The organism is Aeromonas sp. R5-1 (assembly GCF_040908265.1).
Taxonomy (GTDB): Bacteria; Pseudomonadota; Gammaproteobacteria; order Enterobacterales; family Aeromonadaceae; genus Aeromonas; species Aeromonas caviae.
The window spans coordinates 15,149-40,334 of sequence record NZ_JBFODJ010000044.1 but is presented as its reverse complement, the minus strand read 5'-3'; the positions used below and the strand labels follow the sequence as shown (position 1 = coordinate 40,334).

At 64.9% G+C, this 25,186-nt stretch carries 23 protein-coding genes and 1 riboswitch; of the genes, 9 read left to right on the top strand and 14 right to left on the bottom strand.

Annotated elements, in window-relative coordinates; all coding sequences use genetic code 11:
- Positions 1 to 58: 58 nt before the first annotated feature.
- The 7 genes from AB5Y64_RS05700 to AB5Y64_RS05670 form a co-directional block, all read right to left on the bottom strand.
- Complete coding sequence (locus AB5Y64_RS05700; protein WP_052815867.1) at positions 59 to 826, bottom strand: thiazole synthase; 768 nt, start codon at positions 824 to 826, stop codon at positions 59 to 61.
- A gap of 85 nt (positions 827 to 911) precedes the next feature.
- Entirely contained in the window at positions 912 to 1,112 is a 201-nt protein-coding gene (gene thiS, locus AB5Y64_RS05695) for a sulfur carrier protein ThiS (protein WP_010672666.1), read from the bottom strand.
- 2 nt (positions 1,113 to 1,114) lie between these two features.
- Positions 1,115 to 1,894 carry a HesA/MoeB/ThiF family protein gene (locus tag AB5Y64_RS05690; protein WP_103244133.1) on the bottom strand — a complete coding sequence of 260 codons (780 nt, stop codon included), beginning with the start codon at positions 1,892 to 1,894 and terminating at the stop codon, positions 1,115 to 1,117.
- A complete protein-coding gene (gene thiE, locus AB5Y64_RS05685; protein WP_103244132.1) occupies positions 1,884 to 3,491 on the bottom strand; it encodes a thiamine phosphate synthase in 1,608 nt (535 codons plus the stop codon). The genes AB5Y64_RS05690 and thiE overlap by 11 nt, the downstream gene beginning before the upstream one ends.
- Positions 3,488 to 5,479 (bottom strand): phosphomethylpyrimidine synthase ThiC, encoded by a 1,992-nt coding sequence (gene thiC / locus AB5Y64_RS05680; protein WP_069785503.1) that lies wholly within the window; start codon positions 5,477 to 5,479, stop codon positions 3,488 to 3,490. The genes thiE and thiC overlap by 4 nt, the downstream gene beginning before the upstream one ends.
- A 263-nt stretch (positions 5,480 to 5,742) precedes the next feature.
- A riboswitch (TPP riboswitch) is annotated at positions 5,743 to 5,856 on the bottom strand.
- 62 nt (positions 5,857 to 5,918) lie between these two features.
- Positions 5,919 to 6,407, bottom strand: coding sequence for a hypothetical protein (locus tag AB5Y64_RS05675; RefSeq protein ID WP_039040448.1), 489 nt, complete (start codon positions 6,405 to 6,407; stop codon positions 5,919 to 5,921).
- A gap of 78 nt (positions 6,408 to 6,485) precedes the next feature.
- The gene (locus AB5Y64_RS05670; protein ID WP_039040447.1) at positions 6,486 to 6,914 is read right to left on the bottom strand and encodes a hypothetical protein; all 429 of its coding nucleotides are present in this window, start codon (positions 6,912 to 6,914) and stop codon (positions 6,486 to 6,488) included.
- Between the two features lie 90 nt (positions 6,915 to 7,004).
- On the opposite strand from AB5Y64_RS05670, the gene AB5Y64_RS05665 reads away from it, so the two are divergent.
- Together AB5Y64_RS05665 and AB5Y64_RS05660 are read left to right on the top strand one after the other, a co-directional pair.
- Entirely contained in the window at positions 7,005 to 7,673 is a 669-nt protein-coding gene (locus AB5Y64_RS05665) for a response regulator transcription factor (protein WP_010672659.1), read from the top strand.
- Entirely contained in the window at positions 7,670 to 8,926 is a 1,257-nt protein-coding gene (locus AB5Y64_RS05660) for a sensor histidine kinase (protein ID WP_368203435.1), read from the top strand. The genes AB5Y64_RS05665 and AB5Y64_RS05660 overlap by 4 nt, the downstream gene beginning before the upstream one ends.
- A gap of 154 nt (positions 8,927 to 9,080) precedes the next feature.
- Here AB5Y64_RS05660 and rimK read toward each other — a convergent pair whose 3' ends face one another.
- The 3 genes from rimK to metH form a co-directional block, all read right to left on the bottom strand.
- On the bottom strand, positions 9,081 to 9,977 hold the full coding sequence (gene rimK / locus AB5Y64_RS05655; protein ID WP_010672657.1) for a 30S ribosomal protein S6--L-glutamate ligase: 897 nt from the start codon (positions 9,975 to 9,977) through the stop codon (positions 9,081 to 9,083).
- 205 nt (positions 9,978 to 10,182) lie between these two features.
- On the bottom strand, positions 10,183 to 11,250 hold the full coding sequence (locus AB5Y64_RS05650) for a Gfo/Idh/MocA family oxidoreductase (RefSeq protein WP_368203433.1): 1,068 nt from the start codon (positions 11,248 to 11,250) through the stop codon (positions 10,183 to 10,185).
- 67 nt (positions 11,251 to 11,317) lie between these two features.
- Positions 11,318 to 15,013, bottom strand: coding sequence for a methionine synthase (gene metH / locus AB5Y64_RS05645; RefSeq protein ID WP_368203431.1), 3,696 nt, complete (start codon positions 15,011 to 15,013; stop codon positions 11,318 to 11,320).
- A gap of 204 nt (positions 15,014 to 15,217) precedes the next feature.
- On the opposite strand from metH, the gene AB5Y64_RS05640 reads away from it, so the two are divergent.
- Together AB5Y64_RS05640 and AB5Y64_RS05635 are read left to right on the top strand one after the other, a co-directional pair.
- Entirely contained in the window at positions 15,218 to 16,495 is a 1,278-nt protein-coding gene (locus AB5Y64_RS05640; protein ID WP_111896493.1) for a sodium:proton antiporter, read from the top strand.
- 471 nt (positions 16,496 to 16,966) lie between these two features.
- On the top strand, positions 16,967 to 17,143 hold the full coding sequence (locus AB5Y64_RS05635) for a hypothetical protein (protein WP_010672653.1): 177 nt from the start codon (positions 16,967 to 16,969) through the stop codon (positions 17,141 to 17,143).
- A 101-nt stretch (positions 17,144 to 17,244) separates the two neighbouring features.
- Here AB5Y64_RS05635 and AB5Y64_RS05630 read toward each other — a convergent pair whose 3' ends face one another.
- Complete coding sequence (locus tag AB5Y64_RS05630) at positions 17,245 to 17,766, bottom strand: GNAT family N-acetyltransferase (protein ID WP_201872588.1); 522 nt, start codon at positions 17,764 to 17,766, stop codon at positions 17,245 to 17,247.
- 140 nt (positions 17,767 to 17,906) lie between these two features.
- On the opposite strand from AB5Y64_RS05630, the gene AB5Y64_RS05625 reads away from it, so the two are divergent.
- Positions 17,907 to 18,170, top strand: a complete 264-nt coding sequence (locus tag AB5Y64_RS05625; protein WP_104455135.1) for a hypothetical protein — start codon at positions 17,907 to 17,909, stop codon at positions 18,168 to 18,170.
- 74 nt (positions 18,171 to 18,244) lie between these two features.
- Positions 18,245 to 19,099, top strand: coding sequence for a neutral zinc metallopeptidase (locus AB5Y64_RS05620; protein ID WP_042015333.1), 855 nt, complete (start codon positions 18,245 to 18,247; stop codon positions 19,097 to 19,099).
- Positions 19,100 to 19,172: 73 nt separating this feature from the next.
- Here the strand turns inward: AB5Y64_RS05620 and AB5Y64_RS05615 are convergent, their stop codons facing one another.
- Positions 19,173 to 19,850: an adenine nucleotide alpha hydrolase gene (locus AB5Y64_RS05615; RefSeq protein ID WP_279961789.1), complete on the bottom strand. Its 678-nt coding sequence runs from the start codon at positions 19,848 to 19,850 to the stop codon at positions 19,173 to 19,175.
- A 154-nt stretch (positions 19,851 to 20,004) separates the two neighbouring features.
- Here AB5Y64_RS05615 and AB5Y64_RS05610 point away from each other — a divergent pair, with 154 nt between their 5' ends.
- From AB5Y64_RS05610 to AB5Y64_RS05600, 3 genes are all read left to right on the top strand, one after another.
- Positions 20,005 to 21,321: an MFS transporter gene (locus AB5Y64_RS05610; RefSeq protein WP_171864981.1), complete on the top strand. Its 1,317-nt coding sequence runs from the start codon at positions 20,005 to 20,007 to the stop codon at positions 21,319 to 21,321.
- 120 nt (positions 21,322 to 21,441) lie between these two features.
- Positions 21,442 to 22,164, top strand: a complete 723-nt coding sequence (locus tag AB5Y64_RS05605) for a MarC family NAAT transporter (RefSeq protein ID WP_045522936.1) — start codon at positions 21,442 to 21,444, stop codon at positions 22,162 to 22,164.
- Between the two features lie 159 nt (positions 22,165 to 22,323).
- Positions 22,324 to 22,527: a hypothetical protein gene (locus AB5Y64_RS05600; protein WP_161469777.1), complete on the top strand. Its 204-nt coding sequence runs from the start codon at positions 22,324 to 22,326 to the stop codon at positions 22,525 to 22,527.
- Between the two features lie 103 nt (positions 22,528 to 22,630).
- Here the strand turns inward: AB5Y64_RS05600 and tldD are convergent, their stop codons facing one another.
- Positions 22,631 to 24,079 (bottom strand): metalloprotease TldD, encoded by a 1,449-nt coding sequence (tldD, locus tag AB5Y64_RS05595; RefSeq protein ID WP_171864984.1) that lies wholly within the window; start codon positions 24,077 to 24,079, stop codon positions 22,631 to 22,633.
- Between the two features lie 57 nt (positions 24,080 to 24,136).
- Entirely contained in the window at positions 24,137 to 24,943 is an 807-nt protein-coding gene (locus AB5Y64_RS05590; protein WP_043154366.1) for a carbon-nitrogen hydrolase family protein, read from the bottom strand.
- Positions 24,944 to 25,186: the final 243 nt, after the last annotated feature.

The window sequence follows — 25,186 nt, the reverse complement described above, 5'->3', positions numbered from 1 at the left end:
GTCGACACTCCCTCCCCTGGCAAGGGGAGGGTCGGGGTGGGGTCATTGGCATGCTGACTCATAACGCCCCCAGAAAATCGGTAAGCGGGCTGGAGGCTTGCGCCTGCAGGGCGCGGGCGCCGAGACCGGCTTCATAGGCACTGCGCCCGGCGGTGCAGGCCAGCGCAAAGGCGCGGCCCATGGCGATCGGGTCGCCGCTCACCGCGATGGCGGTGTTGACCAGCACGGCATCGGCGCCGAGCTCAAAGGCGGCGGCGGCGTGGCTCGGCGCACCGATCCCCGCATCCACCACGACCGGCACATTGGCCTGCTCGACGATGATGGAGAGAAACTCCCGGGTCACCAGCCCCTGATTGGAACCGATGGGCGCACCGAGCGGCATCACGGCGGCGCAGCCCACCTCTTCGAGCCGTTTGCACAGCACGGGGTCGGCGCCGCAGTAGGGCAGCACCACAAAGCCCTCTTTCACCAGCTGCTCGGCGGCTTTCAGCGTCTCGATGGGATCGGGCAGCAGGTAGCGCGGATCGGGGTGGATCTCGAGCTTGAGCCAGTTCGTCCCCAGCGCCTCGCGGGCGAGGTGGGCGGCAAATACCGCCTCGGCGGCGGTCTTGGCCCCCGAGGTGTTGGGCAGCAGCTTGACCCCGAGTTGCCGAAGGGGCGTGAGGATATCGTCGTGGGCCTTGCCCGGTTCGAGCCGCTTGATGGCCATGGTCACCAGCTGGGAGCCACTTGCCTCGATGGCGGCGGCCATCAGTTCCGGGCGGGCAAACTTGCCGGTGCCGGTGAAGAGGCGCGAAGAGAAGGTGTGATCGGCAATCTTGAGCATGTCAGCCTCCGGCCACTGCGATAAGAAGAGATGAGGCCCCGCCGCAAGGCAGAGCGCGCGAAGATGGGACTGCGAGCATCATGGATCAGCCTCCCGCGATGGCGGTGAAGAGGTGGAGTTCGTCCCCGTCATTGAGACGGGTCTCGGCCCAGCGGCCACGGGGCAGCACGGCACCGTTGAGGGCCACCGCTACCCCCTGAGGGGAAATCTCCTGCACCGCCAGCAGCTCAGTCAGGCGCTGGCCGGTGGGCAGCGTCAGCTCGATATCGTTCAATCGGATCTTCATGGTTAATTCTCCAGGGCCGCGTGGGTGCTGCCGCAGACCGGGCAATCGGGGTCGGGAGCCAGCGTGAGGGTCTGCCACTGATGGGTCAACGCATCGAAGCGGCGCAATGTGCCCGCCACCGGGCTCGGCATCCCGAGCAGCATTTTCAGTGCCTCCAGCGCCTGCAAAGAGCCCATCACCCCGACCAGCGGGCCGGTGACACCGCTGGTCTCGCAGCTCTGGCTCACCTTGGTATCCAACGGATAAAGGCAGGCGTAGCAGGCGTGATCGCTGCTGGTGCGCACCATCAGCTGCCCCTGCCAGCCCACTGCGGCGGCACAGACCCAGGGCTTGCCCTGGGCCACGCAGGCGGCGTTGATGGCCTGGCGGGTGGCGAGGTTGTCGCAGCAGTCGATCACCAGATCCACCTCGGTCACAAACTCCGGCAGGCTGGCGGCATCGAGTCGCTGATTGATGGCAATCAGCTCCACCAGCGGGTTGTGGGCGGCCAAGCGCTCGCGGGCCAGCTCCGCCTTGGAGTGGTTGACCGCCTCGCTATCGAACAGGATCTGGCGCGGCAGATTGCTGGAGTCCACCGTATCGCCATCGGCCAGCCACAAAGTGCCCACCCCGGCCCCGGCCAGATAGAGGGCGAGCGGCGAGCCGAGCCCGCCGAGGCCCACGATCAGCACGGATTTATCCTTGAGCCGTGCCTGACCGGCTTCCCCCACTTCCGCCAGCATCAGCTGGCGGCCGTATCGCAGATACTCTTTGTCACTAAGAGAAGCGGCATCAGAGCGCATGTTCTGCCTCCCGTATCACGCAGGCCGAGCGCGGTTCATCCCCCGCCCCCACGGCGGCGAGCAGCCGCTCGGTCGCCCCCTGCCAGTCATCGCTTGCCGTGATGGCCGAGACCAGCGCAATGCTGCCGACCCCGCTTGCCTTGACCGCCGCCACCCGCTCCTCGCTGATGCCGCCGATGGCCACCGTGGGCCACTGCGCCATCAGGGCGCGGTAGTGGTGCAGCCGCGCCAGCCCCTGGGGGCGCGAAGGCATCGCCTTGGTGTTGGTCGGGAAGATATGGCCGAGCGCGATATAGGAGGGGGCCAGCTCGCGGGCCCGCATCAGCTCGAAGTAGCCGTGGGTGGAGATGCCAAGGCGCAGCCCGGCCGCCTGAATGGCGGCGAGATCGGCGGTCTCCATATCCTCCTGCCCCAGGTGCACGCCCCAGGCACCCGCCTCGATGGCCTGCTGCCAGTAGTCGTTGATAAAGAGCCGCGCCCCATGGCGGCGACCGAGCGCTACCGCATCACGAATGGCCGGCGCCACCTCTGTGGCGGGCAGATTCTTGATCCGCAGCTGGATGGTCTTGACCCCGGCCCCCAGCAGGCGTTTGAGCCACTTGACCGAGTCCACCACCGGATAGAGGCCGAGGTTGTGTTCGGTCGGCGCGAAGGGGCCCTGCGGCAGACGGGCGCTGCTCGCTTCATACAATCCAAAGCGGCGATCGAGCGGTGAGCCCGCCAGCACGGCACGGGGGAAGTGGGCAAGATCGGCAGGCCAGCCGAGATGGGCGATGGGCCCCGGGCCTGCGCCCACCCCTTGCGCCGCCGCCAAGCCCTGTTGCAGGTAGGCCCGCGCCAGGGTGATGGCGTCCTCCACCGGATAGTCCTGCGCCACCACGGCGGCGATGGCGCTGGCGTAAGCGCAACCGGTGCCGTGACCGTGGCGGGTATCGAGGCGCGGCGCGGCGAGCCAGAATTCGCAGCTCTCGTCCTGGTAGTAGTCGAGGCAGAGATCCCCGCCCCATTCAAGGTGGCCCCCCTTGACCAGCACGGCGCGAGCGCCGAGTTCGCGCAGCCGCCGGGCGGCGAGGCGCACCAGCTCGGGACTGGTGGCGGGCAGGCCGGTCAGGGCTTCCAGCTCGGGACCGTTGGGGGTGATGAGGGACAAACGGGGCAGCAGGTGCTCGCGCACCGCCACCAGCATGCCGGGCTCCGCCATGGGGGTGCCGGTGCTGGCGATGGCCACCGGGTCGTAGACCACGAAGGGAGCCTCGACGGTCGACAACCTGCGTGCCAGCACCTCCACATGCAGCCGGGTCGGCAGCAGGCCGATCTTGATGGCGGCGGGTGGCAGATCCAGCCCCAGGGCATCGATCTGGGCGGCGAAGGTCTGCATCAGCACGGGGTCGACCATCTTCACCGCCACCGAGTTCTGGGCGGTGATGGCAGAGATGACCGAGCAGCCGTGCACGCCGAGGTCATGCATCGTGTGCAAGTCGGCCTGAATGCCGGCCCCGCCGCCGGAGTCGGACCCGGCGATGGTCCAGACCACGGGGCGGGCCTGCGTCACAGGCGACAGGTCGGCGGGGCTGACAGCCCCGCGCTCGCTGCTCACGCCTCCTCCCCTGCGGCCTGCTTCAGGGTCGCCGCCTGATGGTAGATCTCGCCGCCGGTCTCCTTGAAGGTTTCCGCCATGCGGGCCATGCCGCTCTCCACCTCGGCCACCACCCGCTCCTGCTGGCCGTCCATGCCGACCAGCTTGATCTCCACGGCTTCCAGTTTCGCCGCATAATCGCGCACGTCCTGGGTGATCTTCATGGAGCAGAACTTGGGCCCGCACATGGAGCAGAAGTGGGCCACTTTGCCGGACTCCTGAGGCAGGGTCTCGTCGTGGTAGGCGCGGGCGGTGTCGGGATCCAGGGCCAGGTTGAATTGATCCTCCCAGCGGAACTCGAAGCGCGCCTTGGACATGGCGTTGTCGCGGATCTGGGCGCCCGGGTGGCCCTTGGCAAGGTCAGCCGCGTGGGCGGCGATCTTGTAGGTAATGAGCCCCTGCTTCACGTCCTCCTTGTTGGGCAGGCCCAGGTGTTCCTTGGGAGTCACGTAGCAGAGCATGGCGCAGCCGTACCAGCCGATGAGCGCGGCGCCGATGCCGGAGGTGAAGTGATCGTACCCCGGGGCAATGTCGGTGGTGAGCGGGCCCAGGGTATAGAAGGGCGCCTCGTGGCAGTGCTCCAGCTGCTCGGTCATGTTGCGCTCGATCATGTGCATGGGTACGTGGCCGGGCCCCTCGATCATCACCTGCACGTCGTATTCCCAGGCAATTTTGGTGAGCTCGCCCAGGGTGCGCAGCTCGGCGAACTGGGCCTCGTCGTTGGCGTCATAGACGGAGCCCGGACGCAGACCGTCACCCAGCGACAAGCTCACGTCGTAGGCGGCGCAGATCTCGCAGATCTCGCGGAAGTGCTCGTAGAGGAAGTTCTCCTTGTGGTGCGACAGGCACCACTTGGCCATGATGCTGCCACCGCGCGAAACGATGCCGGTGAGGCGCTTGGCAGTCATGGGCACGAAGCGCAGCAAGACGCCGGCGTGGATGGTGAAGTAGTCCACCCCCTGCTCGGCCTGCTCCAGCAGGGTATCGCGGAACAGCTCCCAGGTGAGGTCTTCGGCGATGCCGTTGGTCTTCTCCAGCGCCTGATAGATGGGCACGGTACCGATGGGCACCGGGCTGTTGCGCAGGATCCACTCGCGGGTCTCGTGGATGTAACGGCCGGTGGAGAGATCCATCACGGTGTCGGCGCCCCAGCGGGTGGACCAGACCAGCTTCTCCACCTCCTCTTCGATGCTGGAGGTGACCGCCGAGTTGCCGATGTTGGCGTTGATCTTCACCAGGAAGTTGCGGCCGATGATCATGGGCTCCGCTTCCGGGTGGTTGATGTTGCTGGGGATGATGGCGCGACCGGCGGCCACTTCATCGCGCACGAACTCGGGGGTGATGTTCTGGGGCAGTCTGGCGCCAAAGCCCTGACCCGGATGCTGGGTGCGCAGGAGCTCGGAGCGCACTCGCTCGCGGCCCATGTTCTCGCGGATGGCGATAAATTCCATCTCGGGGGTGACGATGCCTTGGCGGGCATAGTGCAGCTGGGTGACCCGGCGGCCCGGCTTGGCGCGGCGGGCGCTCGGCAAATGTTCGAAACGCAGGTGATCCAGCCCCTCGTCCGCCAGCCGCTCCTGAGTGAAGGTGGAGCTCAGCCCGTCCAGCGCGTCGGTGTCAGCACGCTCCAGCACCCAGGCTTCGCGCAGGCGCGGCAGACCGCGGCGCACGTCGATGGGGGCGGCCTCTTCCCCATAGGGGCCCGAGGTATCGTAAACCGGCACCGGCTCGTTGGGCTCGAACTGGGGAGCCTCCTTGGTGCCGCCGACGAAGGTGTCGGCCAACTGGATCTCCCGCAGAGGCACACGGATGTCGGGGCGAGAACCCTGGATAAAGATACGGCGGGAATTGGGGTGAGCCATCCCCTTCAGGTTGTCGATAAAGGTCTGGGCGCTGGAGCGCTGCTCGCGGCGGCTGGATTTGGTGGTATCAGAAACATTGGTAGACATAGCAAAACTCACATTAACTGGTTGAAGTTATGGGTGTTTGCTTGTCTGGAGTTCGAGGAGAAGATGAACTTGCGGCGGGGTGTGCTGGGGGGAGTGAGCCGGGCATGGATCTTCCCTGCTCTGCCGTCCCGGTGTTTCCCTAGTCTGGAAACCCGGCGCCCTAAGGACAACCGGACGGGACAACCTCCCCCTGTGCGCCTGTGCCAGCCAGAGGCGGTCTGCCTCTGGCTGGCGGGAAGGTGTGCCTTCCCCGGCGCGGTAACCCGCAAGTTACCCTTGTTTCCCTTCGCAGGTCTTAACCTGATCAGGTTCCACGGATCCCGAATTAACGGTCTCAGCTTAGCGTCGTTCGACGGTCAGCACTCCGACAAGATGTGCGCCAGTATAAGTGGGGAAATTTAAAGTACAAGCCATTAACAAGGGGAAAGGGAGAGAGGTCTCACTCTTCGGCGTCGAGGGGATCCTCGGGGTCAGGAATGAGGATATCGGTGAGGCGGCCCTCTTCATCCCGGCTCAGCACCAGGCGGCGACCCGGTTGCAGATCGGCGGCGCTGCCGTTGATCCAGCGAGTGTCAGCATCAAACACCAGCACACCGAGATCCTGTAGCAGCAATGCCTGCTGATTATGGGTGAGCAGTCGATCCTCCGCCCGCCGCCAGCTGGCCCCGAGCGCCGGATCCGGCGCCCCGTCGAGCACCCGGATCGTCTCGGCGACGCCGTAGCGGCTCTGGATCGCGAGGTGCATACCGGGCACGAGCCCGTCCGGCTGCGCCACGCCGTGCAGTTCGGCACTGCCGAGCTCCAGCTCAGCCCCCTGGAATTGCAGGCGCACCCCGTCGTTGTGCTCCAGCTCCACCAGCCAGAGCTCGGCGTCGTCGGCAAGGGTGCAGAAGGGCAACAGCAGCAGGCAGAGTGCGGTTCGGGTCATGGCAGGCGGTCCGGGGTCACGGGGTGAGGTTTAACTATGGCCCCGGACGGGCAATTTTTCCCGGTCCTCCCTGACCGGTCAGTCATCCTCCCGGCACTGGCTCAGGCGCATGCCGTCAAACTTGCACTCCAGCTCCAGCCAGCGTCCCTCGAACGGGGAGAGGCTCCCATCCGAGGTGACATAACCCCAGATCCGTCCCCCTTCCACCGGCCCTTCCAGTTCCATCTCGTCCTCCTCTTCCAGCGCCTCCACCTCGCGAACGAGCCGCCGCGCCCCTGCCGCCGTCTCCTGCACGACCCCTTCCAGATCGACCCAGGTCCCACCGAGATCATCCTCATCCAGGCCATCCTTGAAGCGGGTGCGCTCATCGATCACGAAGGGAATGCCGTTGACCATCAACTGGCCAAGCTGCCAGGTGGTGCGGCCCGTGAGCTTGAACTCGGCCGCCTGCACCAGACCAAAAGGCAATAGAATCAATAACCAGAAGGCGCGGAGAGACTTCTTCATCGGGGATCCTCGGGGTTACACTGGCACACAGGATGACCCATCCGGTGTGAAATGGCCGTGAAATAGCGGCACAGACCAGGAGATCAGAGCATGAAAATACTGGTGGTGGAAGACAGTCCCCAGGTGGCGGAGACCATCATGGACTATCTGGCGCTGGCCGGGCACAGGGTGGACTGCGCCTATCATGGCCAGGCCGCGCTGCAACTGCTGGCCCAGGAGCGCTTCGACGTCATCATCATGGACGTCATGATGCCGCGCCTCGACGGCCTGCGTACCGTGGAGCGGCTGCGTGCGGACGGCATCGCGACCCCGGTGCTCTTTCTCACCGCCCGTGACAGCCTGGAGGACAAGCTGGCAGGCTTTCGGGCGGGGGGCGACGACTATCTGGTCAAGCCGTTCGCCATGGAGGAGCTGGAGGTGCGCCTGGAGGCCCTCAGCCTGCGTGGCCCCAGAGGGGACATGGGCGTGCTCTGCTTTGGCGATCTGACGGTGGATCCCGCCAGCGGCCGCGCCACCCGCGCCGGGGTGGAGCTCAAACTCGGCAAGATCCCGTTCCAGATCCTCACCCTGCTGGTGAAGCGCGCGCCCCAGCTGGTGACGCGCCAGGAGGTGCTCGACACCGTCTGGGGCGACGAGGAGCCCGACTCCGACGCCCTGCGCAGCCACATCTATGCCCTGCGCAGCGCCCTCGACAAGCCCTTCCCCACCCCCATGCTGGAGACCCTGCACGGCCAGGGCTACCGGCTGGTGACCCCATGACGAACCCGACGCCGCCCCTTGCCTCCGGCCTGCCGAGCCTGCGCCGGCGCCTGGTGCTGGCGCTGGGAGGGGCCGGTCTGCTGCTGCTGGTGATCCTGAGCCTGCTGATGGTGGTGGCCGAGAACAAGATGGAGGAGCTGAGCCTGCGCCACTGGCTGGAGGCGGAGGCAACCCGCTATGACGACGACTGGTTGCGCCTCGGGATGGCGGCCCCCGCCCCCAGCCCGCGCCAGTTCTCCAGCTACTGGACAGAGGCGGGCCGCCTGCCCGCCTGGCTCAAGGCCTACCAGAGCCCCGGCTTCTTCGAGCATCAGCTGGGCCGGGAAGACAAGCACTTCCTGGTACGCGCCCACCCCTCGGGTCAGGGGCTGCTCTATCTGGTGTTCAACGACGATGCGGACGACTACCTCGACCCTTACGAAGCCAAGCTGCATCTGGTGACCCGCCTCATCGGCCTGGCCCTGCTGCTGGGGAGCCTCGCCTTCGGCATCTGGCTGGTGCGTCACATCACCAGGCCGCTGGAGCGGCTGCGCCAGCGGGTCGCCCACCTCACCCCGGATCAGGGGGACTTCGTGCCCGATGCCCCCTGGCAGGAGCTGAGAGAGATAGAGCAGGCGCTGCTGGCGGGCAAGCACGAGGTGGCCGCCGTGTTTGCCCGTGAACAGGAGTTCAGCCGCTTTGCCAGCCACGAGCTGCGCACCCCCAACATGGTGATCCAGGGATCCGCGGCCCTGCTCGGCAAGGTGAATGACCTGCCCGCCCCGGCAGCCCGCGCCGTCAGCCGCATCCGCGCCGCCGCCGACGAGATGGCCCTGCTCACCGAAACCTTCCTGCTGCTGGGACGCAAGGAGGCCGTGGAGCGCCCGCCCCAGCAGGTGGCGCCGCTCATTCGCCGGGAGCTGACCCGCCTCGCCCCCCTGCTGCAACGGGAGACGCTGGACATTCGCCTGCAACTGGACGAGGAGAGCAAGGTGCATGCCCCCCTCTCCCTGCTCGCCATCGCCCTCGGCAACCTCTTGAAAAACGCCCTGAGCTACGCCGAGGGGCACATCGAGATCACCCTGCACGAGCAGGTGCTCACCATCAGCAACCCCACCGCCGCCGCGCCGGATCAGATCCTCGGCTACGGCTGCGGCCTCACCATCATCCAGCGCATCTGCGAGAAGCTGGGCTGGCAGATTGAGACCCACCTGGTGGATGGGGTCTTCAGCGCCCGGCTGGTGATGATCCCCGGCGCCCCCGGGGCGGCATAGCCCCCTCATCCCCGGCCCTTCTCCCCGGCTGTTCAACACAACGGGAGAAGGGAGACACTTCCCGGCAAGCCCGCTGCCTTCCAGCCCACCCGCCAGATAGCAACAAGGCGCCCGAGGGCGCCCTGTGTTTACCTGTCTGACACTCGTTTGGGACTCATTCCGCCGGCTTGTGCTTGCGGCTCGCCTTGAGCTCGAGGAACTCGATGATCTTGCCCGCCACGTCCTTACCGGAGGCAGCTTCCACCCCCTGCAGGCCGGGGGAGGAGTTCACCTCCAGCACCAGCGGGCCGCGGGCGCTACGCAGAATATCCACCCCGGCCACGTCCAGCCCCATGATCTTGGCGGCCTGCACGGCGGTGGCACGCTCTTCCGGCGTGATCTTGATGGCTTCGGCGGTGCCGCCCCGGTGCAGGTTGGAGCGAAACTCCCCCGGCTGGGCCTGGCGGCGCATGGCGGCCACCACCTTGCCGTTGACCACCAGGCAGCGGATATCGGCGCCGTTGGCCTCGCGGATGTACTCCTGCACCAGGATGTTGTTGTTGGTCTGGATAAAGGCCTCGATGACGCTCTCGGCGGCCTTCTGGGTCTCGCACAGCACCACGCCAATCCCCTGGGTGCCCTCCAGCAACTTCACCACCAGGGGGGCGCCCCCCACCATGGTGATGAGATCCGGTACGTCGTGGGTGCTGTGGGCATAGCCGGTCACCGGCAGGCCGATGCCGTGACGGGAGAGCAGCTGCATGGCGCGCAGCTTGTCCCGGGAGCGGGAGATGGCCACCGAGCTGTTGAGAGCCATGGTGCTCATCATCTCGAACTGGCGCAGCACGGCGGTGCCATAGAAGGTGATGCTGGCACCGATGCGCGGGATCACTGCGTCATAGCTCTCCAGCTCCCGTCCTTCGTAATGGATGGAGGGGCTGTGGGAGGCGATGTTCATGTAGCAGCGCAGGGTGTCGAGCACCTCGACCTGATGCCCACGGGCCCGGGCCACCTCGACCAGACGGCGGGTGGAGTAGTTGTTGGGCTCACGGGATAAAATGGCAATATTCATGGAAATGGCAGACCTGATAATCGGACTGGAGAGTATAAGGTGCCATGAACGACTGGCAACGCCAATCCTTTCCCCTCACCATGCGCGGTTCTGCAAGAACAGGCAAAAACCGAGAGTGCCGCACTCAAGAACGGACCAAAGCCAGGGACCGTTCTGCAAGACGGCGCCAGCCACCAGCCCTCATGCCGGATGGCGCACAACGACGTCAATGGGGGCCGCGCAGCCCTTGTTGCAACTCAAGCAGCAGGGCGACCTCCTGCAAACGGCGCGCCGTGGTGCCGACCCAGCCTCCCAAAGGCACGGGGGCCAGCAGAGTCTGGGCGATGCAGTGGCGATAGAGGGGCCCCTCATGTTGCCAGCCCCGCATCCCGTCGACGTCGTGATGGTGCAACCACTCCAGGTTGCCGCAGCGAAGCAGCTCGATGCGCCGCCCGTCTTTGAAGTGCAGGCAAAGCCCCTTCTTCTCCACCCCGGGACCGGCATACTTGTCGAGCCAGAGGGTCAGGGGCACCCCTGCCGCCTCGCCACGCAGGCAGGCTCGCCCCTCGGCGGTCTCCAGATCCCCGCGCCGGATGGGCTGCCCCAGCCGGTCGCAGACGCCCTCCGCGATCAGGTGCAGGCGGTCGTCCCCACCCAGGGCCACCAGCAGTTCCCGGACCATCGCCAGCAGATGGGTGCCGATGTCGAGGATCACTCCGTCTGGATGGCGCAGGACCCGCCTATCCGGCTCCCCGGTGGCGAAGTTGAGGGCATAGGGATGCCCTGCCTCGTCCAGGCCGCAGGGTTCCAGCAAAAAGCCCTCCACCGCGCTGATATCGGCGAGGGTGGCCAGTCCGACCCCGGCGCCCTCTGGTTCCCGAGGCTGCCAGCCTTCATCCAGTTTGCCGCTCAGCAGCAACTGCTGGACGGCATTGCGGGCCATCCAGTGATCCAGCGCCAGCACCCTGGCCGCGACCTCGGGGTCCGCCAGCAGGGCGTGCAGACGATCGTGCTGGGCCAAGGTGGCCACCACGGGTTTCTCCACCAGGATGAGGGGAATGGCGCTGGCCAGTGCCTGTTCCAGCACGGGCAGATGCAGCAGGGAAGGCGTGGCGATCACCAGCCGATCCAGGGGTTCGGCCAGCAGGGCTTCCAGGGTCGGGGCGGACATGACGCCGGGCAGGGTGATGGCGGGATCAAAACCCCATATCTTGGGATTTTCCGCCAGTGCGGCGAGTGCAGGCAGATAGGCTGTCTGCACCACGGCCCCCAGACCGACAAATCCAATCTTCATGGCAACCTCGATATGGCGTGCGTACCCGGCGTCTGCCCCGCACCGCGTGAGGCGGGGCAGACGGGGATCAATGCAGGTTGGGCCCCAGCCAGCGTTCGGCCTCTGCCAGGGTCATCCCCTTGCGCATGGCGTAGTCTTCCACCTGATCCTGCTGGATCTGGGCCACGGCGAAATATTTGCTCTCGGGGTGGGAGAAGTACCAGCCGGATACCGCCGCCCCCGGCCACATGGCGTAGGACTCGGTGAGCTGCATGCCGATGGCCTGCTCCACGTCCAGCAGCTCCCAGATGCTCCCCTTCTCGGTGTGCTCCGGGCAGGCCGGGTAGCCCGGCGCCGGACGTATCCCCTGGTAATTTTCACGAATAAGCTCTTCGTTGCTGAGCGCCTCGTCCGGGGCATAGCCCCAGTGCACCTTGCGCACCTGCTCGTGGAGGTATTCGGCAAAGGCCTCGGCGAGGCGATCGCACACCGCCTGGATGAGAATGGCGTTGTAGTCGTCGTGGTCCGCCTTGTAGGCCTTGGCGATGGCCTCCTCGCCGATGCCGCCGGTCACCGCGAAGGCGCCGATCCAGTCGGGCTTGCCGCTCTCTTTCGGCGCCACATAGTCCGCCAGACAGTAGTTGGGGAAGCCCTGCTTCTCGCTCTGCTGGCGCAGGTGGTGCAGCACTTTTTTCACTTCAGTGCGGGACTCGTCGGTGTAGACCTCGATGCTGTCCCCCACGGCGTTGGCGGGGAACAGGCCGACGATGCCGGCGCAGCGCACGCTCTGATCCTTCTCCAGCTGGTCCAGCATGGCGTTGGCGTCGGCGTAGAGGCGCGTCGCCTCCTCCCCCACGACTTCATCCTCCAGAATGCGGGGGAACTTGCCCGCCAGCTCCCAGCTGAGGAAAAACGGCGTCCAGTCGATGTAGGGGCGCAGCACCGAGATGGGCACGTTTTCGAAGGTCTGCACGCCGGGCTCCCGGGGCGCCGGGGGCTCATAGCCCACCCAGTCCAGCTGATGGCGGTTGGCCCGGGCATGGGCCAGGCTGACCGGCTTGGAGCGCGGCTGCTTGCGGGCATGCTGATCCCGTGCAATCTCGTACTCCTTGTCGATGCGGGCGACGAAGGCGGGCTTGAGCTCCGGGCTCAGCAGGCTCTGGGCCACCCCCACGGCGCGGGAGGCGTTGGAGACATAGACCACGGGCTCGGAGTAGTTCTGCTCTATCTTCACCGCGGTGTGGGCCTTGGAAGTGGTGGCACCGCCGATGAGCAGCGGCAGCTTGAACCCCTGACGCTCCATCTCCTTTGCTACGTGCACCATCTCGTCCAGGGACGGAGTGATGAGGCCCGACAGGCCGATGATGTCGGCGTTCACTTCCCGGGCCGTCTTGAGGATGGTCTCGCAGGAGACCATGACCCCGAGATCCACGATCTCGAAGTTGTTGCACTGGAGCACCACCCCGACGATGTTCTTGCCGATGTCGTGCACGTCACCCTTGACGGTGGCCAGCACGATTTTGCCGTTGCTGGAGCCGCCGGACTTCTCCGCCTCGATGTAGGGTTGCAGGTAGGCCACCGCCCGCTTCATCACCCGGGCCGACTTCACCACCTGGGGCAGGAACATCTTGCCGGCGCCGAACAAATCGCCCACCACGTTCATGCCATCCATCAGCGGCCCCTCGATGACGTGCAGCGGCTTCTCGGCCTGGGCGCGCGCCTCCTCGGTATCCTCCTCGATGAAATCAGTGATCCCCTTGACCAGGGCGTGTTCGAGCCGCTTGCCCACCGGCCAGCTGCGCCACTCCTGATCCCGCGGATCCTCCGCCTGGGCACCCGCGCCGCGATACTTCTCTGCGATGGCCAGCAGCGCCTCGGTGGCGTTGTCGTTGAGGTTCAGCACCACCGCCTCGACCTTCTCTTTTAGATCGCTCGGGATGTCTTCGTAGATGGCAAGCTGGCCCGCGTTGACGATCCCCATGTCCATGCCGTTCCTGATGGCGTGGTAGAGGAAGACAGCGTGGATGGCTTCGCGCACCGGCTCGTTGCCACGGAAGGAGAAGGAGACGTTGGAGACGCCGCCGGAGATCATGGCGTGGGGCAGGTGCGTTTTGATGTCCTTCACCGCCTCGATGAAGTCCACCGCGTAGTTGTTGTGCTCGTCGATGCCGGTCGCCACCGCGAAGATGTTGGGGTCGAAGATGATGTCTTCCGGCGGGAAGCCGACGCGGTCCACCAGAATGCGGTAGGCGCGCTGGCAGATCTCGAACTTGCGGGCCCGGGTATCGGCCTGGCCCACCTCGTCGAACGCCATGACGATGACGGCGGCGCCGTAGCGGCGCAGCAGTTTCGCCTGCTCGATGAATTTGTCCTCCCCCTCCTTCATGGAGATGGAGTTGACCACCGGCTTGCCCTGCACGCACTTGAGGCCCGCCTCCAGCACCTCCCACTTGGAGGAGTCGATCATCACCGGCACCCGGGCGATGTCCGGTTCCCCGGCGATGAGGTTCAGGAAGCGCACCATGGCCGCCTCGGCGTCCAGCATCCCCTCATCCATGTTGATGTCGATGATCTGGGCGCCGTTTTCCACCTGCTGCTTGGCCACATCCAGGGCCTCGTCGTAGAGCCCTTCTTTTATCAAGCGCTTGAACTTGGCCGAGCCGGTGACGTTGGTCCGCTCACCCACGTTCACGAACATGGAGTCCGCCGTGATGATGAGAGGCTCCAGGCCCGACAACCGACAGGCCACCGGCAGATCCGGCAGGGCGCGGGGTGTGATGCCCGCCACGGCGTCCGCCATGGCGCGGATGTGGGTCGGGGTGGTGCCGCAGCAGCCGCCCACCAGGTTGAGGAAGCCGCTTTGGGCCCACTCGCGGATATGCTCCGCCATCTCGACCGCGTCCAGATCGTACTCGCCAAACGCATTGGGCAGACCGGCGTTGGGGTGGGCGCTGACATGGGTCTCGCTGATGCGGGACAGCTCCTCCACGTATTGGCGCAGCTCGTCCGGCCCCAGCGCACAGTTGAGGCCGAAGGAGACCGGTTTGACGTGGCGAAGGGAGTGGTAGAAGGCCTCGGTGGTCTGGCCCGAGAGAGTACGACCGGAGGCGTCCGTGATGGTGCCGGAGATCATCACCGGCAGGCTGTAACCCAGCTCCTCGAACACCAGGTCCACCGCGAAGGCGGCCGCCTTGGCGTTGAGGGTGTCGAAGATGGTCTCGATCAGGATGATGTCGGCACCGCCCTCGATGAGGGCGTGGGTCGATTCGGTGTAGGCGGCCACCAGCTCGTCATAGGTGACGTTGCGCTTGCCCGGGTCGTTCACGTCCGGCGAGATGGAGGCGGTACGGTTGGTGGGACCCAGAACCCCTGCCACAAAGCGCGGCTTGGCTGGGTCTTTGGCCGTCCACTCGTCCGCCACGGCGCGGGCCAGGCGGGCTGCCTCCCGGTTTATCTCGGCCGAGAGCGCTTCCATCTCGTAGTCCGCCATGGCGATGCGGGTGGCGTTGAAGGTGTTGGTCTCGAGGATGTCGGCCCCGGCGGCACAATACTGGTCGTGGATCTCGCGAATGACGGCGGGACGGCTCAACACCAGCAGGTCGTTGTTGCCCTTGATGTCGGTATGCCAGTCGGCAAACCGCTCCCCCCGATAGTCCGCCTCACCGAGTTTGTAACCCTGGATCATGGTGCCCATGGCCCCGTCGATGATCAGGATCCGCTCCTTGAGACAGGCTTCCAGCCTGGTTGTGACATCCGCTTTCTTGTTCGACTCTCTGCTCGACACCGCTCGTACCCCTTACATCCATGCAACTGCGTGATGCCCATCCTAGCAGCAATCAAATTAAATGGAAATCTAGCCGTCTATCTGTCCATGACAACGATTAAATATAACCATAAATAGGTAATGAGCATGATCTAACCCGGGAGTACCCTATGCCCGTCCTCAAGAGGGATACGTGCTTGCTGTTTACCAAAGAGAAAAATAACTATGAGCGTCTACTACACACTCTGCTTCCTGGCAGCGTTGGCGATCTTCATCGCCTTTGCCAACCAGTATGTTGTGAAGATCCAGACCACCATCGCCATCACTGCGGGCTCCATGCTGATCTCCGCGCTGCTGGTGCTGTTTGGCAAACTGGGTTGGTTCAATCTGGAGCCTCTCGCCATCAAGACCATGGAGAGCATCGACTTCCAGAACTTCCTGTTGAAGGGGATCCTGGGCTTCCTGCTGTTCGCCGGCGGGCTTGGCATCAACCTCAAGGCGTTGCGTAGCCAGAAGTGGGAAATCACCATTCTGGCCATAGCCGCCACCCTGCTCTCCACCTTCCTCATCGGCTACGGCTTCTGGTTCATCGCCAAGCTGCTGGGCTGGGATGTGCCACTGGTCTACTGCATGTTGTTCGGTGCCCTGATCTCCCCCACCGACCCCATCGCCGTACTGGCCATCGTCAAAAAGATGAAGGCGCCACCCCAGATCGCCATCCAGATCGAGGGGGAATCCCTGTTCAACGACGGTGTCGGTCTGGTCATCTTCGCCACCGTGTTTGCCGTGGCCTTTGGCGGCGTGGAGCCCACCTTCGGCAGCGTGGCCGGTCTGTTCCTGCATGAGGCTCTCGGCGGCATCCTGTTCGGGGCCGTGCTGGGTCTCATCGCCCACGTGATGATCAGCGCCACCGACGACGGCTCCCTGGAGCTGCTGCTGACCCTCTGCATCCCGACCGCGGGCTTCGCCTTCGCCAACATGATCGGCGTCTCCGGCGCCCTGGCCATGGTGGTGACCGGCATCATGATCGGCAACTGGACCCGTCATTCCGGCTTCTCCGAGCAGAGCCAGCACCACCTGGATCACTTCTGGGAGTTGATGGATCAGTTCCTCAACGCCCTGCTGTTCCTGCTGATCGGTCTGGCACTGGTGCTGCTGGACCTCGACTGGCGCGACTGGATCCTGCTGGTCATCGCGGTGCCGCTCTGCCTGGCTGCCCGCTTCATCAGCGTCTCCCTGCCCTATGTGGCGTTCCGCAAGTTCCGCAGCTACAACACCTTCTCGGTGCGCATCCTCACCTGGGGCGGCCTGCGTGGCGGCCTGGCCATGGCCATGGCCCTGGCACTGCCATCCGGTGTCATGATGATCCCGGAGCACAACGTCGATCTGCGCCAGGTGATCCTGGTGATGACCTACTCGGTGGTGATGTTCTCCATCGTGGTACAGGGCATGACCATTACCCCCATGATCACCGCCGCCAAGAAGGCCTGTGGCAACGCCTGAGCCCGTCCCTGACCGGCAATGAAAAGGGCTCCCTCGGGAGCCCTTTTGCCATCCCCGTGGCAGTGAAAAACAGGGAATGACTGGGTGAACGCACAATTAGTGTTTGCTTTTTACACATTTCGAGGAGAGAATGCGCGCCGGCTAGTTAATCAGCCCTGATTATGTTCGCAATGCTTCACCTCACGATGAATCCTGCCAGTACCCGCATAACCTTCTTCTGATTTACTCGCCTTGAGAACCGTTCAGGCTGTCTGCCTGCGTTGCCCGGCTCTCACGGTGCAGACCCGATCTGCCCACTCCCAAGTAGCATCATGCATCCGCATGGTCCTTGGCGCCTTCCTTGAAAGTGCAGACGCCCCTGAACCGGGCTGGGTATTCCTGCGCGCTCGTCCGCCATCGTGCTGACCGCGCCCATTGACCTGACATTTGCCAATACAAGGAGCAAACACTTAATTTATATAGAGAAATACCATGATGAAACACGTACAGATACGCAAACCCCTGCGTCGCAGCAAACCCATCAACCTGCCCGTGCAAGAGCACGACGACGATGCGTTCCTGATCCAGTTCAGCACCCGCTTCAGCGGCGGCTTCGCCATCTCCTGTGATGGTATCGCCGGCGAGTTCTCCATCGAAGAGCTCAACTGACTTTGCCTACCCAGGCAGCGCCCGATGCAGACAGGCCGCAACTCACGGCGGCCTCCTTGCCTGACGTCATAGTCTGCATGGCCCCGCTCCCAGAGCGGTGGCTAGACCCCGCAAGTCTCCTTGTCCGGCGCCTCCAGCAGCAGGCACTCCTCCTCGCCGGCCCCCAACCTGACCCGTTTGCCCTGACTCAGCCCCAGCTTGGCGAGTAACCGGACCGAGCGCTCATTGCCCGGAGTGACGATGGCGACCACCCGCTCGATGCCGAGCCGTTCGCGGCCATCTGCCATGGCCGCCCGCGCGGCTTCGATGGCATAGCCCAGGCCGCGCCAAGCGGGCAGGAAAGCATAGCCGATGTCTTCACAGGGCAGGGTATCGCGCTTGATCAGACCGCAGATGCCGAGCCTGGCCCCGTCTTCCCGCCGCACCACCAGATAGAGTCCGTGACCGTGGCGGGCATAGCTGACCGCAGGCCCCTGCTGGATGTAGTTTTCGGCATCCGCCAGGGTACGCACCCCGCGATCGCCGATGTAGCGGTGAAAATCACCATCGTTGAGCAGTTCGAGAATGAAGGGGGCATCGACAACGGTCAGTTCGCGCAGTTCCAGGTGCTCGGAGAGGATCATGGCATGGGCTCGTTCGGCAGAGAGAGTGTCCAAGACTGCTCCCGCCCCGCCCCCTTGGCAAGTCCCGGACGATATTTTCGCCCCCGGGAGCCGCGTCCCCGCTATACTGCCCACCCCATGGAACAGGCAGGAGAACGGCCATGACCGATACCCCCGAATTTTTTGATGAAGAGACACTGCTGGAGATGGTGGAGAACCAGCTCGCCGAGGGCCACCCCCTCCAGGTGAAAGCCACCCTGATGCGCCTGGTGATGAAGGGCACCCCGCGGGAAGAGGCGCTGCAATACATCGCCTGCGCCCTGGGCGCCGAACTCATGGCTATGGAGGCCGAACAGGGCCCCTTCAACCTCGTCCGTTACGGCGAGTTCCTCGACAGCCTGCCCGAGATGCCCTGGGCCGAATGACCCGGGCCGATTAGGCAAGCCCCGGCGCCAGCCATTATCATTACCGCCACCACCAATGACGGGAGTATGGGGATATGCGCTGGCAAGATCGCCGTGAGAGCAACAATGTGGAAGACCGACGCCAACAAGGCGGCGGCAACGGGGGCGGCGGCCTGCCCATCGGTGGCAAGGGGCGTCTGATCCTGCTGGTGGTGGTCATGGTGGCGGGGTACTACGGCGTGGACCTCGGCCCCCTGCTGCAGGATCCGGCCCCGCAGAGCCAGCCCCAGCGTCAGAACTCGTCCCAGGCTGCCAACGATCCCCTCGCCCGCTTCACCTCGGTGATGCTCGCCTCCACGGAGGACGCCTGGGGTGAGATGTTCCAGCAAAGCGGCAACCACTATCAGGCCCCCAGACTGGTGCTCTATCGCGGTGCGACCCGCACCGGCTGCGGCCAGGGGCAGTCGGTGATGGGGCCCTTCTACTGTCCGGCCGACAGCACCGTCTACATCGATCTCTCCTTCTATCAGGACATGCGCGACAAGCTGGGGGCCGACGGCGACTTCGCCCAGGGCTATGTGATCGCCCACGAGGTGGGCCACCACGTGCAGAACCTGCTCGGTATCTCCACCAAGGTGCGCCAGCAGCAACAGGGGCTGAGCCAGGTTGCCCAGAACCGGTTGTCGGTCAAGCTCGAACTGCAGGCGGACTGCTTCGCCGGGGTCTGGGGCCACTACATGGAAAAAGAGCAGGTGCTGGAGCGTGGCGATCTGGAAGAGGCGCTCAATGCCGCCCAGGCCATCGGCGACGACAGGTTGCAGCAGCAGGGTCAGGGCCGGGTCGTTCCCGACAGCTTCACCCACGGTACCTCGGCCCAGCGCCTCGCCTGGTTCAAACGCGGTTTTGACAGCGGCAAGCCCGCCAGTTGCGACACCTTCGCCGCCCGCTGAAGGGGACAAACGCAAAGGGGCCGATTCCTCACGGAACCGGCCCCTTTCCTTTCTCACCCGAGGGGGTCTTCCCTCATTCGGGATCCTCCGCCAGCAGATCGGTGAAGACGAAGCCGTCCCGCAGCACCGTTTCCCCCACCCGGATGGGCAAGGGATGCAGGAACATGGGGCCGTCCCAGGCCAGGGTGTGGAACTCCCCGTTCTCGCCGCAGGGATCCACCCCGGCGGGCAGGGCAGCCAGGAAGGCCGAGCCGAATTCATGACCACCTAACCCGGCGTCCAGCTTGCCCGGATCCAGGGTGCAGACCCTGGCCTTGAGCCCGGCGTCGATCATCGCCTGCGCCAGCTCGGTCGTGTCGCTGCCCCAGAGCGGGAAGAGCGGCGTGATGCCGGTCCCCGCCAGTTGCCGCTCCCGATAGGCGCGCACATCCTCAAGAAAGAGATCCCCGAACGCCATGTGGTAAATGTCCTTGGCCTGCACATCGGCGATGAAGCCCGTCATGATGCGCCCATACTCCTCGTTACTGCAGGGCCAGGGCAGGTCGATGGTGGTCAGCGGCAAGCCCACACACTCAGCCTGTGCCAGCAGCAACTGCTTGCGCACCCCGTGCATGGCCACCCGCTCGAACGCCTGGTTGAGGCTGGTGAACAGCCCCACCACCTCGATGGCCGGATCCTGGCGCAGGCGATGCAAGGCCCAGGCGCTGTCTTTTCCGCTGCTCCAGGAGAGCAGTACCTTTTTCTTCGTCATGATCTCTCCAGCTACTTGCCGCACCGTGCTGCAAGACAGTGTTGCGAATTGTGCGATTTACATTGCGGGACACAAAAGCATACCCTCGTGGGTGAGCGTATCCCCGCAGCACACCGGGGAGAATAACTAAAAAAACGATGGGAAACATAAGGATATGAGTAAAGTCAGCACATCGCACGACCACGGTCGCCCCCTCAATCGACAGGATTACAAGACCCTGAGCCTGGCGGCGCTGGGCGGCGCCCTCGAATTCTACGACTTCATCATCTTCGTCTTCTTCGCCGTGGTCATCGGCGAGCTGTTCTTCCCGGCCGACATTCCCGAGTGGCTGCGCCAGTTCCAGACCTTCGGCATCTTCGCCGCCGGCTACCTGGCCCGCCCCCTGGGGGGCATCATCATGGCCCACTTTGGCGATCTCATCGGCCGCAAGCGGATGTTCACCCTCAGCATCATCCTGATGGCCTTGCCGACCCTGCTGATCGGCCTGTTGCCCACCTACGCCGTGCTCGGCATCGCCGCCCCCCTGCTGTTGCTGCTGCTGCGGATCCTGCAAGGGGCCGCCATCGGCGGGGAAGTCCCCGGTGCCTGGGTCTTCGTGGCCGAACACGTGCCCGCCCGCCGGGTCGGTGTCGCCTGCGGCACCCTCACCGCGGGGCTGACCGCCGGCATCCTGCTCGGCTCCCTGGTGGCGACCGCCATCAACCGTGGCATGAGCCCGGGGGATGTGAGCGACTGGGGCTGGCGTCTGGCCTTCGTGCTCGGCGGCGTGTTCGGCATCGTCGCCATGTACCTGCGCCGCTGGCTGCACGAGACTCCGGTCTTCGCCGAGATGCAGGCCAACAAGTCCCTGGCCGAGGAGCTGCCCCTCAAGACGGTACTGCGTGAACACAAGGGCAGCGTCGTCGTCTCCATGCTGCTGACCTGGCTGCTCTCCGCCGGCATCGTAGTGGTGATCCTGATGACCCCGACCTATCTGCAGAAGGTCCACGGCATCAGCCCGGCCGATGCCCTGACCGCCAACTCCCTGGCCATCGTCGCCCTCACCCTGGGCTGCATCGTCTATGGTCGCCTGATCGATGCCATCGGCAGCGGCCCTACCTTCATCCTGGGCTCCCTGCTGCTGGCCGGCGCCACTTACTCCTTCTACCACAGCCTGGCAGCCGGCACGGATCAGCTGGTGCCCCTCTACATGCTGGCGGGCTTTGCGGTGGGGATCGTCGGCGCCGTGCCCTACGTCATGGTCAATGCCTTCCCGCCGGTGGTGCGCTTCTCCGGGCTGTCGTTCTCCTACAACGTGGCCTACGCCATCTTCGGCGGCCTCACCCCCATGCTGGTCACCCTCTGGATGAAGGAGGACGTGCTGGCCCCCTCCCACTATGTGGTCAGCCTGGCCGCCCTCGGTTTCGTGCTCGGCATCTGGCTCTGGCTGCGCCAGCGCGGCCAACGCCAGGCCACCCCGCAGGCCGCCTGATCCTTCCCAAGCAAGCCCCGCACTGTCGGGGCTTGTTCTTTGCGGATATCATCGACCGGGTGGCGGTCCGCTGCGGACCTGCCAGCTCACCCCAATCCGTCCACCTGCCCGAGGTCCACTATGTTCTTCCAGGTCATCTTTCTCGCCTTGCTGGCCCTGCTGCCCATGGTCAACCCGCCCACCACGGCCACCCTGCTGCTGGGACTGAGCAAGGGCATGTCCCGCGAGCACATCCGCCGCCAGATCAACATGGCCGCCCTCTATCTGTTCGCCACCCTGTGCGTCAGCTTCTTCATCGGATCCTCCATCCTGGATCTGTTCGGGATCTCCATTCCCGGCCTGCGCCTGGCCGGTGGCCTCATTATCGCCTTCATCGGCTTTCGCATGCTCTTCCCCTCGCCGAACCAGTCTGCCGGGGTCGAGGCCAACCAGAATATCGCCTTCGTGCCCCTCACCATGCCCAGCATGTGCGGACCCGGCACCATGGCGCTGGTGATCAGCGGCGCGGCCCAGATCGCCGAGCTGCCGGCCGAGGCCGATCGCGTCGTCATCTATGCCGCCATGGTCACCGCCTTCGCCCTGATGAGCCTGATCAGCTGGGGTGTGCTCAAGCTGGCAGATCCCGTGTGCAAGATCCTGGGTGCCACCGGCATCGACGCCATGACACGCATCATGGGTTTCCTGCTGGTGTGCATGGGTATGCAGTTCTGCATCAACGGCGTCAAGGAGGTGGCGCAGGATCCCGTCTTCCATGGCCAGGTGATGGAACAACCCGCTGCCGCCTTGCCGTCCCATGCCGGATCCACCGCCTTCGATCATCTCGCCGTGCCGCGCCAGCCCTGATTGAAAACGGTGTCATTTTTCGTGCAAATCCCTCCTGATCTTGCGCCTGATCATATTGCCTTCATCTTGATGGGGTAGTCTGGTTTTTGTACAGGCAGGGTTCAGAAGGTTGCCGCTAGCGTGGCATGTGCTGAGCCCATTACTTGAGGAGATATGCAAATGGAAAAGATGCTGACCGAGATTGGAAGCTACAGCCTGTTTCATGAGTATCTGAATGTGGTCGGTGCCGCCAGCCCCGCGCTGACCCGGCTCAAGACAGGATGGGAGTTCAAGCGAAAGGATCGCCTGCTCGCCCAGATAAGGGTGGATGACCACGGCCACGCCCGCTTCTTCATCGACGCCCGCGCCATTTCGGTCAACTGACCCGAGCCCTTTCCCAGCCCCGGCGCCTGCTGGGGCTTTTTATTGCTTGCGCGTTCCAATAAAAACCCCGGCGCCGGGCCGGGGTTTACAAAGGTGTGTGACCTTACTGGGTGCCGCCCACGGTGAGCTGATCCAGCTTGAGGGTGGGCTGGCCGACGCCGACCGGCACGCTCTGCCCCTCCTTGCCGCAGACCCCGACCCCGCGATCCAGCGCGAGATCACGGCCCACCATGGAAACCTGGCTCATCGCCTCGGGGCCGTTGCCGATCAGGGTCGCCCCCTTGATGGGCGCGGTGATCCTGCCATCCTCGATGAGGTAGGCCTCGGAGGCGGAGAAGACGAACTTGCCGGAGGTGATGTCCACCTGACCGCCACCGAAGTTGGGGGCGTAAATGCCCTTCTTCACCGAGGCGATGATCTCCGCTGGATCGTACTGACCCGCCAACATGTAGGTGTTGGTCATGCGCGGCATCGGCAGGGCGGCGTAGGATTCGCGGCGGCCGTTGCCGGTGAGCGGTACCCCCATCAGGCGGGCGTTCTGCTTGTCCTGCAGGTAACCCTTGAGGATGCCGTTCTCGATCAGCACGTTGTAGCCCCCCGGCGTCCCCTCGTCGTCGATGGAGACAGAGCCGCGCCGACCCGGCAGGGTGCCGTCATCGACGATGGTGCAGTGTTTGGAAGCCACCTGCTCGCCGATGCGCCCGGCAAAGGCGGAGGAGCCCTTGCGGTTGAAGTCCCCTTCCAGACCGTGACCCACCGCCTCGTGCAGCAGCACACCGGGCCAGCCGGCACCGAGCACCACCGGCATGGTGCCGGCCGGGGCGTCGATGGCCTCCAGGTTGACCAGGGCCTGACGCACCGCTTCGCGCACATAGCCAAACGCCCGGCTCTCGAGCCCGTCCAGCTCGAGGAAATGGTCGTAACCGAAGCGGCCACCGCCCCCCGCGCTGCCGCGCTCACGGCGATCCCCCTTCTCGGCGATGACGGTCACCGAGAGGCGCACCAGGGGGCGCACGTCCGCGGCCAGGGTGCCATCGGTGGCGGCCACCAGGATCTCTTCATAGACCCCGCTGATGGAGGCCATCACCTGATTGATGGCGGGATCCAGACTTCTGGCGAACTTGTCCATCTGCTCCAGCAGGGCAATTTTCTGCTGCTTGTCGAGGGTCTGCAGGGGATCCAGCACCGGGTAGAGCAGGTTTGCTTCGGTGCGAGCCCACGCCTTCACCTTGCCCTGCGCACCGGCGGCGGCGATGCCGCGAGCGGCAGTCACCGACTGTTGCAGCGCCAGTAGGCTCAGCTCGTCCGAGTAGGCGAAACCGGTCTTCTCGCCGCTGACGGCGCGCACCCCCACCCCCTGATCGATGTTGTAGCTGCCATCCTTGACGATGCCGTCCTCCAGCATCCAGGACTCGTGCCAGCTGCGCTGGAAATAGAGGTCGCCGAACTCCACCTGATGGCTCATCAAGCTGCCGAGCAGCTGTTGCAGCCGCCCTTCGTCGAGATCGTTCGGGGCCAACAGGGAGGCACTAACCTGGCTCAATAGACTCAAATCTTTCTCTCCACTCTCATGCGAGATGTCGTAACGGTTAAATCCACGGCCGCGGGCTCACAACAGGCGGGCGTGTTGCAGCACCGGCATGGTGCGTTTCAATTCATCGACCAGGGCCCCATCCAGCGGCGCCAGCACAGTGCCCTGCCCCGACGCCCGACAGGCCAGCACCCGGCCCCAGGGGTCGATCACCATGCTGTGGCCCCAGGTCTGACGCCCTGTCTCGTGGGTGCCCCCCTGGTTGGCGGCCACCACGTAGCACTGGTTCTCGATGGCACGGGCCCGCAGCAGGGGCTCCCAGTGCGCCTCGCCGGTGACGGCGGTAAAGGCGGCAGGCACCAGCAGCACCCGGGCACCGGCCCGGGCCAACTGGCGGTACAGCTCGGGAAAGCGCAGATCATAACAGATAGAAAGGCCGAGGGGACCAAAGGGGGAGTCCACCAGCACAGGCTGATCACCCGGGCTGAAGGTCTCCGACTCCCGGTAGCGGCCGTGATTGTCCGCCACATCCACATCAAACAGGTGGATCTTGTGGTAGTGCCCCTTGAGCTCGCCGTCGGGATCGAACACCAGGGTACTGGTGTGGATGTGGTCGGCACCGGCGATGGCGGTGGGCATGGCCCCGGCCACCAGCCAGATGCCGTGGGATTTGGCCCAATCAGAGAGTTGCTGCTGGATTGGGCCATTTCCCAACGGCTCTGCCCCGTCCAGATACCCCTGCCGCTCGCCAAAGAGGGCGAAGTTTTCCGGCAGCAGCACCAGCAAGGGGCGCTCCCCGGGCAGACTCGCCAACTCGGCGGCGATCCGCTCCCGGTTATCCTGCCAGGTACGACCCGAAATCAACTGCATGGCGGCTAGCCACATGACGCGCTCCTTCTGTTGGGCGAGCCGTTGGCACAAGGCCTTCTCGGCTCGCAGGGCAATATCCGCACTCATCTGTTGGGCGAACCGGTGACCGGTGACACAAGGCCTCCTCGGCTCGCAGGGCAATATCCGCACTCATCTGTTGGGCGAGCCGGTGACCGGTGACAGAAGGCCTTCTCGGCTCGCGGGCAATATCCGCACTATGAGGGGTTTGGCGGCCGGGGGAAAGTCCCCCAGCCCGGC